The 14,209-nt window shown below is 63.7% G+C and carries 17 protein-coding genes; 9 read left to right on the top strand and 8 right to left on the bottom strand.

The annotated features are described in order from the left end of the window. Positions 1-654 carry a hypothetical protein gene (locus tag VGG89_16645; GenBank protein HEY1978183.1) on the bottom strand — a complete coding sequence of 218 codons (654 nt, stop codon included), beginning with the start codon at positions 652-654 and terminating at the stop codon, positions 1-3. 57 nt (positions 655-711) lie between these two features. Here VGG89_16645 and VGG89_16640 point away from each other — a divergent pair, with 57 nt between their 5' ends. The 3 genes from VGG89_16640 to VGG89_16630 are packed head-to-tail and all read left to right on the top strand — an operon-like array spanning position 712 to position 2,709. Further along, positions 712-1,164 carry a hypothetical protein gene (locus tag VGG89_16640; protein ID HEY1978182.1) on the top strand — a complete coding sequence of 151 codons (453 nt, stop codon included), beginning with the start codon at positions 712-714 and terminating at the stop codon, positions 1,162-1,164. Continuing rightward, positions 1,139-2,434 (top strand): MASE1 domain-containing protein, encoded by a 1,296-nt coding sequence (locus VGG89_16635; GenBank protein HEY1978181.1) that lies wholly within the window; start codon positions 1,139-1,141, stop codon positions 2,432-2,434. The genes VGG89_16640 and VGG89_16635 overlap by 26 nt, the downstream gene beginning before the upstream one ends. Next, positions 2,362-2,709: a SpoIIE family protein phosphatase gene (locus tag VGG89_16630; GenBank protein ID HEY1978180.1), complete on the top strand. Its 348-nt coding sequence runs from the start codon at positions 2,362-2,364 to the stop codon at positions 2,707-2,709. Before VGG89_16635 ends, VGG89_16630 begins: the two co-directional genes overlap by 73 nt. A 72-nt stretch (positions 2,710-2,781) precedes the next feature. Here VGG89_16630 and VGG89_16625 read toward each other — a convergent pair whose 3' ends face one another. Beyond that, complete coding sequence (locus VGG89_16625) at positions 2,782-3,009, bottom strand: hypothetical protein (protein HEY1978179.1); 228 nt, start codon at positions 3,007-3,009, stop codon at positions 2,782-2,784. A gap of 55 nt (positions 3,010-3,064) precedes the next feature. Here VGG89_16625 and VGG89_16620 point away from each other — a divergent pair, with 55 nt between their 5' ends. The 3 genes from VGG89_16620 (at position 3,065) to VGG89_16610 (ending at position 5,743) form a co-directional block, all read left to right on the top strand. Next, entirely contained in the window at positions 3,065-3,313 is a 249-nt protein-coding gene (locus tag VGG89_16620; protein ID HEY1978178.1) for a hypothetical protein, read from the top strand. 163 nt (positions 3,314-3,476) lie between these two features. Next, positions 3,477-4,940, top strand: a complete 1,464-nt coding sequence (locus tag VGG89_16615) for an alkaline phosphatase family protein (protein ID HEY1978177.1) — start codon at positions 3,477-3,479, stop codon at positions 4,938-4,940. After that, complete coding sequence (locus tag VGG89_16610; GenBank protein ID HEY1978176.1) at positions 4,937-5,743, top strand: creatininase family protein; 807 nt, start codon at positions 4,937-4,939, stop codon at positions 5,741-5,743. The genes VGG89_16615 and VGG89_16610 overlap by 4 nt, the downstream gene beginning before the upstream one ends. 6 nt (positions 5,744-5,749) lie before the next feature. On the opposite strand, the gene VGG89_16605 is transcribed toward VGG89_16610, so the two are convergent. Continuing rightward, the gene (locus VGG89_16605; GenBank protein ID HEY1978175.1) at positions 5,750-6,088 is read right to left on the bottom strand and encodes an STAS domain-containing protein; all 339 of its coding nucleotides are present in this window, start codon (positions 6,086-6,088) and stop codon (positions 5,750-5,752) included. A gap of 80 nt (positions 6,089-6,168) precedes the next feature. Between VGG89_16605 and VGG89_16600 the strand changes: the two genes are divergently transcribed. The 3 genes from VGG89_16600 to VGG89_16590 all read left to right on the top strand — a co-directional run bounded on the left by VGG89_16600 (position 6,169) and on the right by VGG89_16590 (position 8,114). Next, entirely contained in the window at positions 6,169-7,305 is a 1,137-nt protein-coding gene (locus VGG89_16600; protein ID HEY1978174.1) for an erythromycin esterase family protein, read from the top strand. A gap of 62 nt (positions 7,306-7,367) precedes the next feature. Next, positions 7,368-7,712, top strand: coding sequence for a rhodanese-like domain-containing protein (locus VGG89_16595; GenBank protein HEY1978173.1), 345 nt, complete (start codon positions 7,368-7,370; stop codon positions 7,710-7,712). Positions 7,713-7,757: 45 nt separating this feature from the next. Continuing rightward, entirely contained in the window at positions 7,758-8,114 is a 357-nt protein-coding gene (locus VGG89_16590) for a hypothetical protein (GenBank protein ID HEY1978172.1), read from the top strand. Here VGG89_16590 and VGG89_16585 read toward each other — a convergent pair. The 5 genes from VGG89_16585 to VGG89_16565 form a co-directional block, all read right to left on the bottom strand. Further along, the gene (locus VGG89_16585; protein ID HEY1978171.1) at positions 8,038-9,792 is read right to left on the bottom strand and encodes a SpoIIE family protein phosphatase; all 1,755 of its coding nucleotides are present in this window, start codon (positions 9,790-9,792) and stop codon (positions 8,038-8,040) included. The genes VGG89_16590 and VGG89_16585 overlap by 77 nt on opposite strands. Positions 9,793-9,862: 70 nt before the next feature. Then, positions 9,863-11,434, bottom strand: a complete 1,572-nt coding sequence (locus tag VGG89_16580) for a peptide ABC transporter substrate-binding protein (GenBank protein ID HEY1978170.1) — start codon at positions 11,432-11,434, stop codon at positions 9,863-9,865. Continuing rightward, a complete protein-coding gene (locus tag VGG89_16575; GenBank protein HEY1978169.1) occupies positions 11,421-12,335 on the bottom strand; it encodes a phosphotransferase in 915 nt (304 codons plus the stop codon). The genes VGG89_16580 and VGG89_16575 overlap by 14 nt, the downstream gene beginning before the upstream one ends. Beyond that, complete coding sequence (locus tag VGG89_16570) at positions 12,332-12,913, bottom strand: alpha-ketoglutarate-dependent dioxygenase AlkB (protein ID HEY1978168.1); 582 nt, start codon at positions 12,911-12,913, stop codon at positions 12,332-12,334. The genes VGG89_16575 and VGG89_16570 overlap by 4 nt, the downstream gene beginning before the upstream one ends. A gap of 20 nt (positions 12,914-12,933) precedes the next feature. Beyond that, entirely contained in the window at positions 12,934-14,205 is a 1,272-nt protein-coding gene (locus tag VGG89_16565) for a Glu/Leu/Phe/Val dehydrogenase (GenBank protein ID HEY1978167.1), read from the bottom strand. Positions 14,206-14,209: the final 4 nt, after the last annotated feature.

The following is a 14,209-nucleotide window of genomic DNA, read 5'->3' as shown; positions in this document are numbered from 1 at the left end:
CTAGCGTTCGCCGTGAATCGCCGCGACCGCTGCCGAGACGCTGGGGAAGCGCCGGAACTCGCTCATTGTCAGCTGCACCGTCGCGCCGCCTTTCCAGAGCGCGTAGCGGCCCGCGAACTGCTGCGCCTCCTGCGTAACCGCCCAGTATCCGGCAAGGACCTTTCGCCGCGCGCCTACGACCGTGCCCGACGTCGCGTACTGCGGCAATACCGCCGGCGAATACCTGTACGACGTGACGTTTTCGGACGAATCGTAGGCAAAGGTTCCGGTTCCGTGACCCGCATCGCTTACCGCAGACACGAACGAAACGCGATCGGGCGCAATCGGACCGTAACGGTATTCGCCGAAATGCCGCGGATCGTAAGGCGGATGGAAGGCGTCGCCGGGTTTGGGATGGATCCACTGCTGCTCGGCAGCGGCGATCTGTTGCGGCGTTTGCGCCTTACCGCCGATCGTATCGGAAAGAATGTGCACGCTCACGAGCGTTCCGCCGCTATAGACGCCTTCGAGCACGAGATCGTCGTGACGGCTCGACGGGCCGGCGTGCACGTCGAACACGCGATGCAGGCGAAATGCAACGACTCCGCGCGCAGTTTGCAGGTAACGCCGGCCGATCGACGCGACGATCGGGGGAACCGTCACGGCTGCGATCATTGGGGCAATGTACCCGATAGCATGGGCGCGTCCTGTGAGAATCGAAGCAGGCTGGCGGTGGACCGCGTACCGGACCCCTTTCCGACCACGACGCTCTCGGTGCCGAACCTTTCGGAACTGGTGGCTCGGCTGCGCGATCCGGCCCTCGCGCGCTGCGTGACGGTGATCCACGCCAAGCGAGCCGGCGAAGGCGAGTGGGTACTCGCCAACGCGGCGGCGCGATTGACGCGCGGCGGCATCAAGGTCTTCGGGCCCGAGCCCGGCACCGCCGCCGGCGTCATCGAACACGGACTACGCACCGACGCGAAGGTGATCTTTACCGGCGATCTGCGGCGCAGCGACGACGCGATGGCGTTTCGCAAAGCGGCCGCGCTTGGCGTCAAACCCGTCGGAACGATCACGGTCATTCGATTGATCGAAGCGCAAATGACGATGGAAGCGATGGGGCCGTGGCACGGCTACGACGTCATGCTCCTCAGCGTCGATTTACCGGGGCAAAAAGATCAATAGATTTCTCGCCTGCGCGCTCGTTGCGGCGGCCTACGTGGGATGCGCCGAGCTTGGCTTCAGCGTCGCCTTTACGACCAAGCAAGTCACGGCCGTTTGGCCGCCGACCGGCATCGCCGTTGCCGCGCTCGTCTTATGGGGATTGCGGCTGTGGCCGGGCGTATTCGCGGGCGCACTGATCAGCAACGCGATTACCGGCGAACCGTGGTGGACAGCGGCGGCAATCGCAACGAGTAATACGGCCGCACCGGTCGTCGCTACCATGTTACTGCGTCGCGTGGATTTCGCGCGCACGCTCGAGCGTGCACGTGACGTCGTCGCGATCGTCGTCATTGCCGGGCTCAGTATGACCGTGTCGGCGACGTGCGGCGTCGCGCTGCTGGCAATCGCAGGCATCGTTTCGTGGCACGCATACGCCTCCATCTGGCCCGTTTGGTGGGCCGGCGATGCGATGGGAGTGCTCGTCTTCGCGCCGGTTCTGCTCACGTTTGCCGGCAAAAGTTCCATGGGAATCGAAAGAGCAAAACGGTTAGAACTGGCCGCGCTCTTCGTGGCCGTTTTTGCCGTAACGTGGCTGACGTTCGTCAGCGATTTGCCGGTGCGGCTGTCGGTGTATCCGCTGGTGGTGTGGGTTGCGCTGAGGTTCGGCCAGCGCGAAACGGCGGCCGCGATCTTAGCGATTACGGCGATCTGCGTGTGGGGCACGGCGCACCAGCTCGGCTCGTTTGGAGACGGAACGGAAGATCAACGTCTCCTGTCGGTCATGTCGTTCGTCGCGATTCTTTGCGTGACCGGCCTGCTGCTGTCGGCGGCGATGAGCGAGCGTCGCGCCGCGAACGCGCGTCTCGTCAGCGCCGTCGAGACCCTGCAATCCGGCTTTCTTCCGAGTCAGTTACCGCAACGCGACGGCGTTCGCATTAGCGGATCGTACCTCGCCGCCGGAAGTGAAGCGCTTGTCGGCGGAGATTGGTACGATGCTTTCGAGCGACCCGACGGGAGCATCGTCGTCTCGATCGGCGACGTCGCCGGCCACGGCTTGGGCGCGGCGGTAGCGGCCGGCAAGCTGCGCCAGGCCATCTTTGCAACCGCGTTCGACACCGACGATCCGGCGCGCGTCCTCGAACGCGTGAACCGGACGTTGCCGCTGCAAACCGAGACGGTAGCTACCGCGCTCGTCGCCATATTCGACGCCTCGCTGCGATGCATGCGTTTGCGACCGCAGGACATCCACCGCCGATACTCGCCTCGGCGTCGCAGCCGCCGTACTCGTTAGCGCATGGCGGAATCCCGTTGGGAATCGATTATGACGTACGTTCGCAAACGCACGAGGTCGAACTCGCCCCCAAGACGTGGATTCTTTTTTACACCGACGGCCTGGTCGAGTTCGATCGCCATTCGGATCGCGCCGAGGAAACTGCGCGCGACGCGCTCGCGCGGATGACGGCGACGGCAACGTCGAACGATGCGGCCGCGGAGATTACGCGAGCGGTCATCGGAAAGGCGCGGCCCAGCGACGACGTCGCAGTCGTGGTGGTTCATCTAGAATAATGCTTAAGGGCGGCCTCCGCGCAGGCCGCCCCATCACGAGTTTCGCGAGCCGCGTGATGCGGCGCGAGGAACCTACATCTTGACCGAAGCGATCGTGATCATCGTCTTGCCGCCGGAGACCGAAATCGTGACGGACTTCTGATCTTTACCGGCTTCACCGAGCATGAAGACCGCGCTCTGAACCGGCGTCGTGGTGTGCGCCTTCTCCGAGCCGGCCGGCATGTTCTTTTGATACCACGCATAGACTTTGTCGAAGGAGTCGGCGCTCGTCATCACTTTGCCCGACGCGGCTTTCGTCATACCCATGCTCGACGAGCTGCCCGCCGCTTCGGTGGCCGCGCCCGGATAGCTGGGGATGTCCGACGTAGCGGCCGCGCCCTGCGACTCAGATGCCGACGAGGAAGCTCCGCTCGTATCCGATGCACTCGAAGTCGCGGAGTTATCCGCTGACGAGGTATCCGACGCCGCCGAGGACGTCGCGGAGGATTGGTCCGTTGAGCTCGACGACGACGATCCGCCCGAACAGGCGGTGATAGCCACCGCGGCCAGAATGGCCATCAGCGACGTGGTGAGCAAACGCATGTACTTCTCCCTATATCAGTAGCGATGTGCGTTGTTCGGCAACGCCTGCCATACTATGGCGCCGAAGCCGTCCACTTATCGTCCACCGGCGTCCACACCCTGCTTGCCCGGCTGACCGGCCGAAAAGAAGCCTCGCCCGGTGGAGCGAACCACGCCCCTCCAGCACGAATCCAGCGGAGGTCTCCTTGAAACGTTCCCGCGCCCAGGCGATTGCGACGACGATCGTTGCGACAGCTGCGACGATGCTCGCGGCCTGCTCGAGCTCGAACTCACCCGTCACGCCGGTGACTCCAAAGGCAAAGATTGGGCACGTCATCGTGCTCTTCCAAGAAAACCGAAGCTTCAACGTGCTCTTTGCCGGGTTTCCGGGGGCGTTGACGGCAATGTCGGGCCCGTGCGCGACGCACTTCCCCGACGGGACCGCCGCAACGTGGTGTAAAGCCGGCACGAACGTGCACCTTCAACAGATAACATTGGAGTCGACCGGAAAGCCGGCGGCGGGAACGGACCTGCAACACGATCACGCGGCGTACGAGCTGGAATACCACGGCGGCAAGATGGACGGCTTCGATCTCGTCACGCTCGGTACCGGCGGCGGACAAGGCAACGCCAAGCTCTACCCGTACGCGTACGTGGAGCGTTCCGAGGTCAAGCCCTACTGGGATCTAGCGTCGTCGTACGCGTTAGCCGATCACATGTTCTCGACGGCGACGACCGACAGTTTCGTCGCACACCAGCAAATCGTTGCCGGAACGACGCAGCTCAACTCGCACGAGTCCGTCGTCGACACGCCCAGCGCATTTCCATGGGGTTGCGACGCTTCGCCCGGCACCGCAACCTCGATCATCACGACGAGCGGGAAAGTGATTACCAACGGCGGTCCGTTTCCGTGCTTCGCGTACAAAAGCATGGCCGACGTCCTCGATGCGGCCAAGGTGTCGTGGAAGTACTACGTCTACGGCGATCCGTTCACGTCGTCGGGTCCGGATACCGATTTCTCGGGTTCGGTTTGGAACGGCTTCGACCCGATCGCCAAGGTGCGCTGTGCCCACTTTAATGCTCCCGATCGCTGCACCGGAACCGGCGCCGATTGGAAGACACACATCAGCGAGCCCGCCGGAAACGTTCTGGGCGACATCGCGAAGGGAACGCTGCCGCAGATGTCGTGGGTCATCCCCGGTTTGCTCTGTTCGGACCATCCGGCATCCGGCGACGACAAGGGCCCGTCGTGGATCGCGCAGGTCGTCAACGCGGTGGGCAAGAGCAAGTATTGGAACGACACCGCGATCCTCATCCTGTGGGACGATTGGGGAGGCTTTTACGACAACGTCGCCCCGCCGCAGACCAGCTACACGAGCCTAGGCATGCGCGTTCCGCTCATTATCGTCTCGCCCTACGCAAAGAGCGGTTTCGTTTCGCACACGCAGTACGATTTCGGCAGCGTGCTCAAGTTCGTCGAGCAGACGTTCGACACCGATTCGCTTGGCACGAGCGACGCGAGCGCGACCTCGATCGTGGACGGCTTCGACTTCACGCAGAAGGCGCACGCCTTTACTCCCGTTGCCGCCCGGTATCAAAATCCGCACTGCGCCGCCGGCGCAACGGCCAAACAAATCATCGACAACGACGGCGGTATCGTTCCCGAATGACCGCGAAGTACCGGTATGGCGAGCTGACGTGGCCCGAAGTCAAAGCGGCGGCCGCGCAGAATCGCGTCGCGGTGATCCCGATCGCGACGATCGAGGATCACGGGCCGCATCTCCCGATCGACACCGACTTGCGTTTGTGCAACGCGGTGTGCGAGGCCGCGGTCGCTCGAGCTGCCGATCGTGCGATCCTCGTTCCGTCGATCAATCACGGATACAGTCCGCACCACATGGATTTTCCGGGCGCCATCACGATCGGACCGCACACCCTGCTCGACTACGGACTCGACGTCTGCAAGAGCTTGGCCCATCACGGTTTCAAGAAACTGCTCGTCGTCAACGGACACGGCAGCAACACCCCGTTCGTCGACATCATCGCGCGTTTGGCGGTCGTGCATAGCGGCGTGCTCGCCGCGGCCGTAAACTACTGGAACGCCCCAGGCGTTCGCGACGTAGCCGAAGGGTTGCGCGAATCCGACAAGGTCGGCGGCATGAATCACGCTTGCGAGTTCGAGACGTCACTTTACCTTGCAATCGCGCCGGATCTCGTCGACATGAGTCTCGCGCGCCGCGAGCTGTCGCATCGTCCGACCGAGAACTATTGGACCGATCTCGTTGCAGGCGACGGTCCGCTGGTCATGATGGAGGCGTGGAGTTCGCTGTCGCAATCGGGCGTCATGGGCGACCCGACGAAAGCCACGGCCGCGAAGGGGCGCGCGCTGCTCGACGCGGCGGCCGGCGGCATCGTAACCTTGATCGACGAGATGCTCGCACGCGCGCCGGCGGTCGGCATCGACCACCACTAATCGGCGTTAGGCGCGCTGGGCGTCCTCAATCGAGTCGTAGATCTCGAAGAGCTTGTCGAGGTGGCAGATCTCGAAAATCCGCCGAACGCTCGTCACGGGCCGCGCGATACGCACGGTTCCCGCGCGTCCGCCCTCCAACATTCTCCCGCGCAGCTTCACGAACGCCGTCAAGGTCGTCGAGTCGACGTAGTTCACGGCGCCCAAATCCAGAACCACGACGTCGCAGCCTTCGGCGTGCGCGAGCGTTTCGCGTAACTCGGAAAGCGTCTGCACCGACAAGTCCCCGCGCAAGACGATCGTGATCACCTGGCGCCCTTCGACCGGCTCACGACCCGTCGAAAGCATGCGTCCCTCCTCTTGACGGCTCCCCAATTCTTTCACACCTTCTTCATTCAGCATTCCCGTCGGCGGGGCAAACTAGACCCATGGCACCGTCGGCTGAGGGGCGATTGGCGATCGACCTTGCGCACGCGCTCGTTCCGCTCAAGGGCGGGGTAAGCGACGATGAGACGCTGTTCGGCATGATCGGCGACGCATCCGTCGTGCTGATCGGCGAATCGACCCACGGCACGCACGAGTTTTATCGAGCGCGCGCCGATATCACGCGACGGCTCATTGATCGCCGCGGTTTTACGGCGGTGTGCATCGAAGGCGATTGGCCCGACGCGTATCGCGTGAACCGATACGTTCGCGGCGCGAGTGACGACGCAGACGCGCTCGAGTCGTTCGACGGCTTCAAACGATTCCCCACGTGGATGTGGCGCAACGCGGAAGTCCTCGATTTCATCGCGTGGCTGCGCGAACATAACGACGGAGCGCCCGCGAGACGGCGCCCAAAGGCCGGCTTTTACGGGCTGGATCTGTACGGCATGTACGCCTCACACGCCGTCATGCCCGTGGCAGACACGGATTGCCGGGACCTGCTCGTCTCCGAGCTGTTGGATATTGCGCGCATGGCTTCGCATCACGCTCCAATCGACGAGCGCGTCCCGGTCGATCAATACTTCTACGCGCAGCAGAGCGCTCGTGTGGCGGGAAACGCACAAGAGTATTATCGGGCCATGCTCGATGAGTCGCCTTGCGCGCGAAACCTGCGGGACGCGCACATGTTCGACACGCTCGAGCGTCTGATAGAACATCTCGCGATCGCACAGGGCCCGACGAAGATCGTCGTTTGGACGCACAACGAAACGAACGTCGGAGCGCTCGCGCGCCGGCGATTCGGCCCCCAGGCAATCGTCATCGGGCTCACGACGTACACCGGAACGGTTACCGCAGCGTCGCAATGGCACGCGCCCGTCGAGCGTAAGCGGATCGTGCCCGCGCGCGGCGACAGCTACGAATATCTTTTCCACGCGACCAACGTACCTCGGTTCCTCGTGCCGCTACGGGCGCATCGGCCGAAGCTGGCCGGTTTGCCGCAGCAGGCCCGCGAGCGCGCCATCGGCGTCGTTTACCAGCCGCAGACCGAAGCGGACAGTCATTATTTCACGGCCCGGTTGATCGATCAGTTCGACGCGCTCTACCACTTCGACGTCACGCGCGCGCTCGAGCCGCTCTAACCCCAGCGTGGGAGCGCCCCCTCGTTCGACTTCGGGCGAAACAATGCGGGTAGAAGCGTTGGGTGAAAACGATTAGACCGGACGAAATCGATACGACGTCGACCCCCGTGGTCGACGTGCGCATGCGTCCCGGACGCAAACAGATCCGCGGCGCGATCCATTACGATCCGAAGCACGTCTTGGAAGCCGATCCGCTGGTCTTACCGTTGCCCCGCGACGGCCCGATCGCCGTGTACGGCGATTCGCAAAACGTTGTCGCGGCCGTCGTCGACAAGATGCAGCGCAGCGGTTATGCCGGCGCGGCGTCGCTCGACGGCGGCATCGAAGGCTGGCACGACGCGGGTTTACCGCTCGAAGACGCGACGCAAGAACAGCCGGTTCCAGGCGAATCCGGAGCCGGCATATAGCGCCCTTGGGAGGCGGCGCGTCCGGCGGGTGGTAATATGAGACGTATGCTCAAGCGCATTTCGATTCTCACCGCCGCTCTCGGACTGATCTGCGCCGCCGCGATCCGTCCCACGTCTGCCGCGGATCAAGTGGTGTATCAGTTTGCGGCGCTTCGAGGCAGCGTCGATCGGTGTCAGTGGTTCGACGACAATTTAAACGATCGCTCGGAAGCGGCGCTCGTGCGACAGGTCGACGCGTTGTACAATCGCGTCGCCTTACTACCCGCGGCGCCGGTAAACGTGACGCAGAACGCCACCGCGGCGAGCGGCGCACCGCTGCTCGGATTTACGCTCGGCCGGACGCAGCTCTGCGCTGGAGCGGATGCGATTCGTCCGTCTCCGGCACCGTCCCCCTCGTCGTAACCGCGCCGCGGCGCGTCTCGTTCGTTACGCAGCGCACCGGAAGCACGGCGCAGACGTGGCTTCCCGCCCCGGGTAGGCGCTCGACCTCGACGCCTCGCGCAAGCTGCGAGACAAGAAAAAGACCGCGTCCCGATTCGGACCAAATGTCCCGCGGCAGCGAAGGTTCGAACGTGAAGCCCGGACCCTTATCGATGATGTGAAGCAGCACTTCTTCACCGCGAAACTCGAGCGAAACGCTCAACGGACCCGACGCGTGCCGGACGGCGTTACCGATCAGTTCCGCGAAGATCACGCCGCACAGCGACAGATCGTCGGGCTCGGCAGCACAAACGCGTTGAAGATTCGCGAGATAGTCGTTTCGTAAGGAATACGCGGTTCTCGCATCGGCCGCTTCAAAGCGCCAGCGCATCGTTCGCCGCGTAAACGTCACGACCAGAATCGCGATGTCGTCGCGCGGCGGGTCGTCGCCGATAACCCGTTCGAGAAACTCCGCTGGATTGGCCGCGTACAAGACCGCCTTCGCTTCGAGCAGCTCTTGCAAGCGACGCTCGCCGGTAAGGACGTCGCGATTGATTTCGACGATGCCGTCCGTATAGAGCGCGAGGACGCTGCCCGGCGAACACCGTGCTTCGTGCACGTCGAACGCGACGTCCGCGAACGCCCCCAACGGCGCCGACGGCGGTTCGAGCTTCGTTATCGTTCCGTCCGGCTGCCGAATCAACGGCGGCGCGTGGCCGGCCGAAACGTAACGCAAAACGCCGCTTTCGGAATCGATCACGCCGACGAACGCGCTCGCGAAACGTTCGCCGCCTTCCTGGAGCAGCAACCGGTTGCAAACGCCGGCGATGTAGTGCGGATCGTCCGAATCGAGCGAGGCCACGCGAACGGCCTGACGCATCAGCACCATCAGGCGTGCCGCCTCAATGCCCTTTCCGGTGACGTCGCCGATGGCCACCACCACGTTCCCGCTCCCGTTTACGAACGCATCGTACCAGTCGCCGCCGATGTCCGCTTCCGTGGAACCGGGCCGGTAGTGCGCACTCACCTGAAATCCGCGCCGCGACGGAAGCGTCCTCGGCAGGAACGCGCGCTGCAGCGTCTCGGCGACGTGCTGCTCGCGATGGTACTGTTTGGCGTTGGCGACGGCGACGCCCGCGCGGCGTCCTACCTCGATGGCAAACTGCAGATCGGCGTGATTGAACTCGACGTCGGCGTCTGTGCGCACGAAGGTCAGCGCGCCGAAGATCTGATTCTGCGACACCACCGCAACGACGATCTTCGAGCGGTAGCCGAACTGACGCATGTACCGTTCGTGCTGCCGCGACGCCGCGTGACTCATCAGCACTTCTTCGCTGATGTGCGGCAAGAAAAACGGTTCGCCGGTGCGCGTGACTTGGACGACCGGATGAACGCCGAACTCTTCGACGTAGAGAATCGACTGGACGCTTGCAAGGGCCTGTTCTTTGCTTGGGTCACGATGGGCGGAGGCGGTAACGAAAAGGCGCTCCGAGCGCTCGTCGATTAAATCGAAGAGGCAAATTTCCGCAAACGTCTCCACGGCCAGGCGCGCGACGTTGTTAAGCGTTTCCGCGACATCCAGCGACTGATGAAAAATCTCTCCCGATCTGACGAGAAGCGCGAGCCGTTGCTGGTCGCGGTTTCGGGTCTTAGCTGCCAAGAGTAACCCCCTAGGCGCTTTTGCCCAACTTAAGTCACATTACACATAAGCAAGCTTGGCTCGCCTCGATTTATCGGGCGTCCCAGCTCTGCGGATCGACCGGATACATCAACATATTCCGCCGGAAGCCGCTTACTCGATCCGCTATGCCGTCGATGCGGGTCTCAAAGGCGATCGGTACGATCGGAACGTCGCGCCGCACGATCCGCTGCATCGCTACGTAATCTGCCGCGCGGCGGCGCATCGACGGGGTCGTCGCTTGGTCGTCGAAGAGCGCTTCGAACTGCGGGTCGCAGTAATCGGAATCGTTATTACCGTTGGCGCCGCGTTGGCTGCACGCAAAGATGACCGATTGCTCGGGATCGGCGGCGCCGATCCACTGACTCGAAGCCAGGGTGAAGCGGCCGCTGCGCAACGGGCCCTCAGGGGCGTTGAACTCGGTTCCGGTAAAGGGTTTGAGCGACGCGTCGATCCCCGCGGCGCGCAACTGTTCTTGCTCGATGACTTCCATCCACGTTTCGAGACTCGGCTCGAAATCGACGGTCACGCTCAACCGCTTGCCGTTCTTCGTCCACCACTGTCCGTCGCGATGCCAGCCGTCGCCGCCGAGTTCGCGCTGGACCGCTGCCGGACGCGCCGCCGTAGGCCCGTGGTCGTGCCAGGCAAAGACGGGCGGTAAGAACGAGTCCGCGGCCGTCAGCGCGCCGTACCGTCCGCGAACGATGGCATCGCGGTCGATCGCCGCGTCAATCGCCCGGCGCACCGCGGCATCGCTCGTCGGCGGATTGGTGACGCGCAAGGTCAACATATACAAACCGTTGACCGGGGTGACCATCAGGCGCACGCCGGAGAGGCCGCGCGTCTCGGGAAGCTGCGCGGGATCGAGGTAAGCGACGTCGACGTCACCCGAGCGTAACGCTACCAGCGACGCTTGCCGAGACGGAATGAGCAGAAAGACGACGCGCCGCAGCTTGGGTACCGGCCGGTAGTACGGATTGGCCTCCAGGACGATGCGGTTGGCCCGCTCCCATCGGACCACGCGAAACGGTCCGGTGCCGTAGGGGAGTTGATTCCACGGCGCGTGCGTCACGTCGGTCGACGCGAACGCGTGCGACGGCAGAATGCCGAAGGCAAAGTCCGCCTGCGCGAAGAGCTGCGCGACCGCGGCGTTCCAGCGCTTCTTGAGCCGTATGACGACGGTGTGCGCGTCGGGCGTCTGCAACGACGCGACGCGCCGATAGGCATCCTGCGACTCGACGGGGTTGCGCGGATCGAGAATGGCGTGGAACGTGAACGCAACGTCGCGCGAGCTCAGCGGCGTGCCGTCGGCGAAACGCACGCGGGGCTTGAGATGGTAGACGATCGTTTTTCCATCGCTCGAGACGTCGCCGTTGGCGCGCGTCGGCACGCGCGTCACGAGAATTGGGACGAGCCGGTTATCGGCCGAGAGCCCGACGAGCGTTTCGGTGACGAGCAGATCGTATCCGATCGTGTCCTGATCGTGCGCCAGCAGCGGGTTGAGCGAAGACGGATCGACGATGTCGGCGATGCGCAGCACGTGCGGCTCGCCGTGCGAACGGCTGCATCCCGTCAGCGCGAGCAGTGCGCAGAGCGCGGCGCCGGCTAGGTTACGGCGCCGCATACTTCAAGCCGCGCAGGCCGGCGCGCAGCGTCTCCTCGCTGCCGATGCGGTACCCGTAGTAGGCGACGAGCGCCGCGTGGTAAATGGCGCGGTAGCGAGCTAACCGCCACGTTTGCTCATCGATCGTGCCGTACGCATCCGTAAACGCGTCGCGTGCTGCAGGCGGCAGCATTTCGAAAACGATCGAAAGATCGATGGCAGGATCCCCGAAATGCACGTCGCCCCAGTCGATGACGCCCTCGACGTCCCCTCCGGCATCGACGATGACGTGCTTGGCATAAAGGTCGCCGTGCACGATGGTCAACTGCTCGGTTCGCGGCGCCTGCGGTGCTGCCTCGTGCAGGTAGTCGAAAAACGGTTGAGGATCCGCGACAAGCCCGGCCACCGATAATGCGGCGAACCGCTCGTCGAGCTTGGGCATGCGCACGGCGTGATCCAGTCGCCCGATCTCGTCGTCGGGCAATCCTGCGGCCAGTGCGGGCGCGGGATCTACACGATGCAAGACGCGCAAGAACTTCCCGAGCGATGCCGCCAATCGCAGATACGCCGGCGAACTCAACTCGGCGGCCGAGAGCGCGATGCCGCGAAACGATCGATAGCCGGCAAATGGCCACGAGTACGCCGGCACGGGCGTTCCCACGAATCGCGGCGCGCTGATTGAAACTGGAAGCTGCGGCGCCAGGATCGGCAAGATCGCGATCTCGCGCGCCATCAAAGGGGCGGCGACCGCGCGGCGCGGGAATCGAAACACGAACTCGCCGCCGGCTAAGAAGGCGGCGTTATCCCACCCTTCGCCCAGCGCTTCGACCGGCGCACCGGCAAGTTCGGGAAATTGGCCGTCGATGAGCGTGCGAGCGAGCTCGACGGTTATTGCGACGTCGGCGGCCCACGGTTCGGTCACACCGGCGGCTTCACGCGAAACGCGACGCTGATCCGCTCGCCGGCGGGATCGGCGGTTTTCGGTATGCCGTGATCGTAGTGAAGCTGCGTTTCGTAGCTCATTACGAGCAAGCTGCCCGCCTCGAGATCGACGTCGAATACCCGCCGCGGCCGCATCTTGCTCCGAATCGTCATGCGCCGCGTCGACCCCAGTGTGAGCAGCGCGATCGGGAACCCTTCGACGATTTCGTAGAGATGATCGTTATGCGGTGCGACGCTGTCGCGTCCGTCGCGATACAAATTGAGCCCGGCGCCGTTAAAGGGTGCGCCGGCACCGGCGCTGACGCGTTCCGCGGCTTCGTGCAGCGCATGTGGAAGGGCGCGGTCGTCGAGACGATAGGCGGCGTGCCGGCGAGGGACGTCGACGTCGCGGTCGTACATCCGCCGGCGTTCGCCGCGCCACGGTACCTCGTCGCGCAGCGCCGCGAACCAGCGCGCCGCGGTAGCCGCATCGATAAACTCCGGCGTATATTCGATTCGGCCCGTTGCGTCGTTGACGAGCAGCCGAGGACCGGATTCAAAAAGCGCAAGCTGTGCCATGACGATGACACAGCTTATAACTACGGATAGAGGCCGCGCAGTTTCGTAGCCTCCGCGACGCGGTCCACCGCCACGCAATAGGCCCCTTTTCGCATCGACACCTTGTGCCGCTGCGCCTGCTCGTAGGCCTCGCGGAAGGCCCGCACCATCTTGCGCTTGAGCCGCTCGTTGATCTCGTCTTCCTCCCAGAAGTTGGCTTGCAGGTCTTGGACCCACTCGAAGTACGACACCGTAACGCCGCCGGCGTTAGCCAAGATGTCGGGCAGCACCATGACGCCGCGCTGGAACAGAATGTCGTCGGCTTCGGGAACCGTCGGACCGTTGGCCGCCTCGGCGACGATCTTGGCTTTAATGCGTTGCGCATTCTCGCCCGTAATGACTTTTTCCAGCGCCGCCGGAACGAGCACGTCGCACTCGTATTCGAGCACCTCGCGATTGTCGATGCGCTTTCCGCCTTTGAAGCCGACCACCGAGCCGGTCTCTTGCTTGTGCGCGCTCAAGCCGCGCGCGTCGAGTCCGTCATCATTGGCGACACCGCCTTGCGAATCTGAGACGGCGACGATCTTATAACCGCGCGCCGCCATGAGCTGCGCCGCATACATGCCCGCGTTTCCGAACCCCTGAATCGCGACCGTCGCGCCTTCCGGCTTTTTCCCAAGCGCGTTCATCGCTTCGTCGACGACGTAGAGGCAACCGCGCGCAGTCGCCTTGTCGCGCCCCAGCGATCCGCCGATCGAGATCGGCTTTCCCGTGACCACGCCGGCGATCGAGTACCCGTGCTGCATCGAAAACGTGTCCATGATCCACGCCATGATTTGCGGCGTGGTGTAGACGTCGGGCGCCGGAATGTCTTTTTCGGGGCCTATGATGATGGAGATCTCGCTGGTGAAGCGCCTCGTGAGGTTCTCGAGCTCTTGCATCGACATGTGCTTGGGATCGCAAATCACGCCGCCCTTTGCGCCGCCGAACGGAATGTTGACCAGCGCGCACTTCCACGTCATCCACATGGCCAGCGCTTTGACTTCGTCGAGCGTTACGTCGGGGTGGTAGCGGATGCCGCCTTTACCCGGCCCGCGCGCCATGTTGTGCTGCACGCGGTATCCGGTGAACATGCGGAACGATCCGTCGTCCATCCGCACCGGAACCGAAACCTCGAGCACGCGCTTGGGTTGACGCAAGTAACCGTGGATCGACTCGTTGAGGCCGATCAGCAGCGCCACTTCATCGAGTTGCTGCCGCGCCATCTCCCAGACGTTTTCGCCCGCAGCAACGGCGGATAGATCCTGAGCCATTGGG

The sequence above is a fragment of the Candidatus Baltobacteraceae bacterium genome (assembly GCA_036488875.1).
Classification (GTDB): Bacteria; Vulcanimicrobiota; Vulcanimicrobiia; order Vulcanimicrobiales; family Vulcanimicrobiaceae; genus JAFAHZ01.
The sequence above is the reverse complement of the archived record's forward strand: the minus strand, read 5'-3'. Positions and strand labels throughout refer to the sequence as shown.

Bases quoted from the DNA above. Each gene is read 5' to 3' on its own strand.
- VGG89_16645 (HEY1978183.1), bottom strand. From the start codon at position 654: ATGATCGCAGCCGTGACGGTTCCCCCGATCGTCGCGTCGATCGGCCGG.
- VGG89_16630 (HEY1978180.1), top strand. From the start codon at position 2,362: ATGCATGCGTTTGCGACCGCAGGACATCCACCGCCGATACTCGCCTCG.
- VGG89_16625 (HEY1978179.1), bottom strand. From the start codon at position 3,009: ATGACGAAAGCCGCGTCGGGCAAAGTGATGACGAGCGCCGACTCCTTC.
- VGG89_16620 (HEY1978178.1), top strand. From the start codon at position 3,065: ATGTCCGACGTAGCGGCCGCGCCCTGCGACTCAGATGCCGACGAGGAA.
- VGG89_16610 (HEY1978176.1), top strand. From the start codon at position 4,937: ATGACCGCGAAGTACCGGTATGGCGAGCTGACGTGGCCCGAAGTCAAA.
- VGG89_16605 (HEY1978175.1), bottom strand. From the start codon at position 6,088: ATGCTTTCGACGGGTCGTGAGCCGGTCGAAGGGCGCCAGGTGATCACG.
- VGG89_16600 (HEY1978174.1), top strand. From the start codon at position 6,169: ATGGCACCGTCGGCTGAGGGGCGATTGGCGATCGACCTTGCGCACGCG.
- VGG89_16590 (HEY1978172.1), top strand. From the start codon at position 7,758: ATGCTCAAGCGCATTTCGATTCTCACCGCCGCTCTCGGACTGATCTGC.
- VGG89_16580 (HEY1978170.1), bottom strand. From the start codon at position 11,434: ATGCGGCGCCGTAACCTAGCCGGCGCCGCGCTCTGCGCACTGCTCGCG.
- VGG89_16570 (HEY1978168.1), bottom strand. From the start codon at position 12,913: ATGGCACAGCTTGCGCTTTTTGAATCCGGTCCTCGGCTGCTCGTCAAC.
- VGG89_16565 (HEY1978167.1), bottom strand. From the start codon at position 14,205: ATGGCTCAGGATCTATCCGCCGTTGCTGCGGGCGAAAACGTCTGGGAG.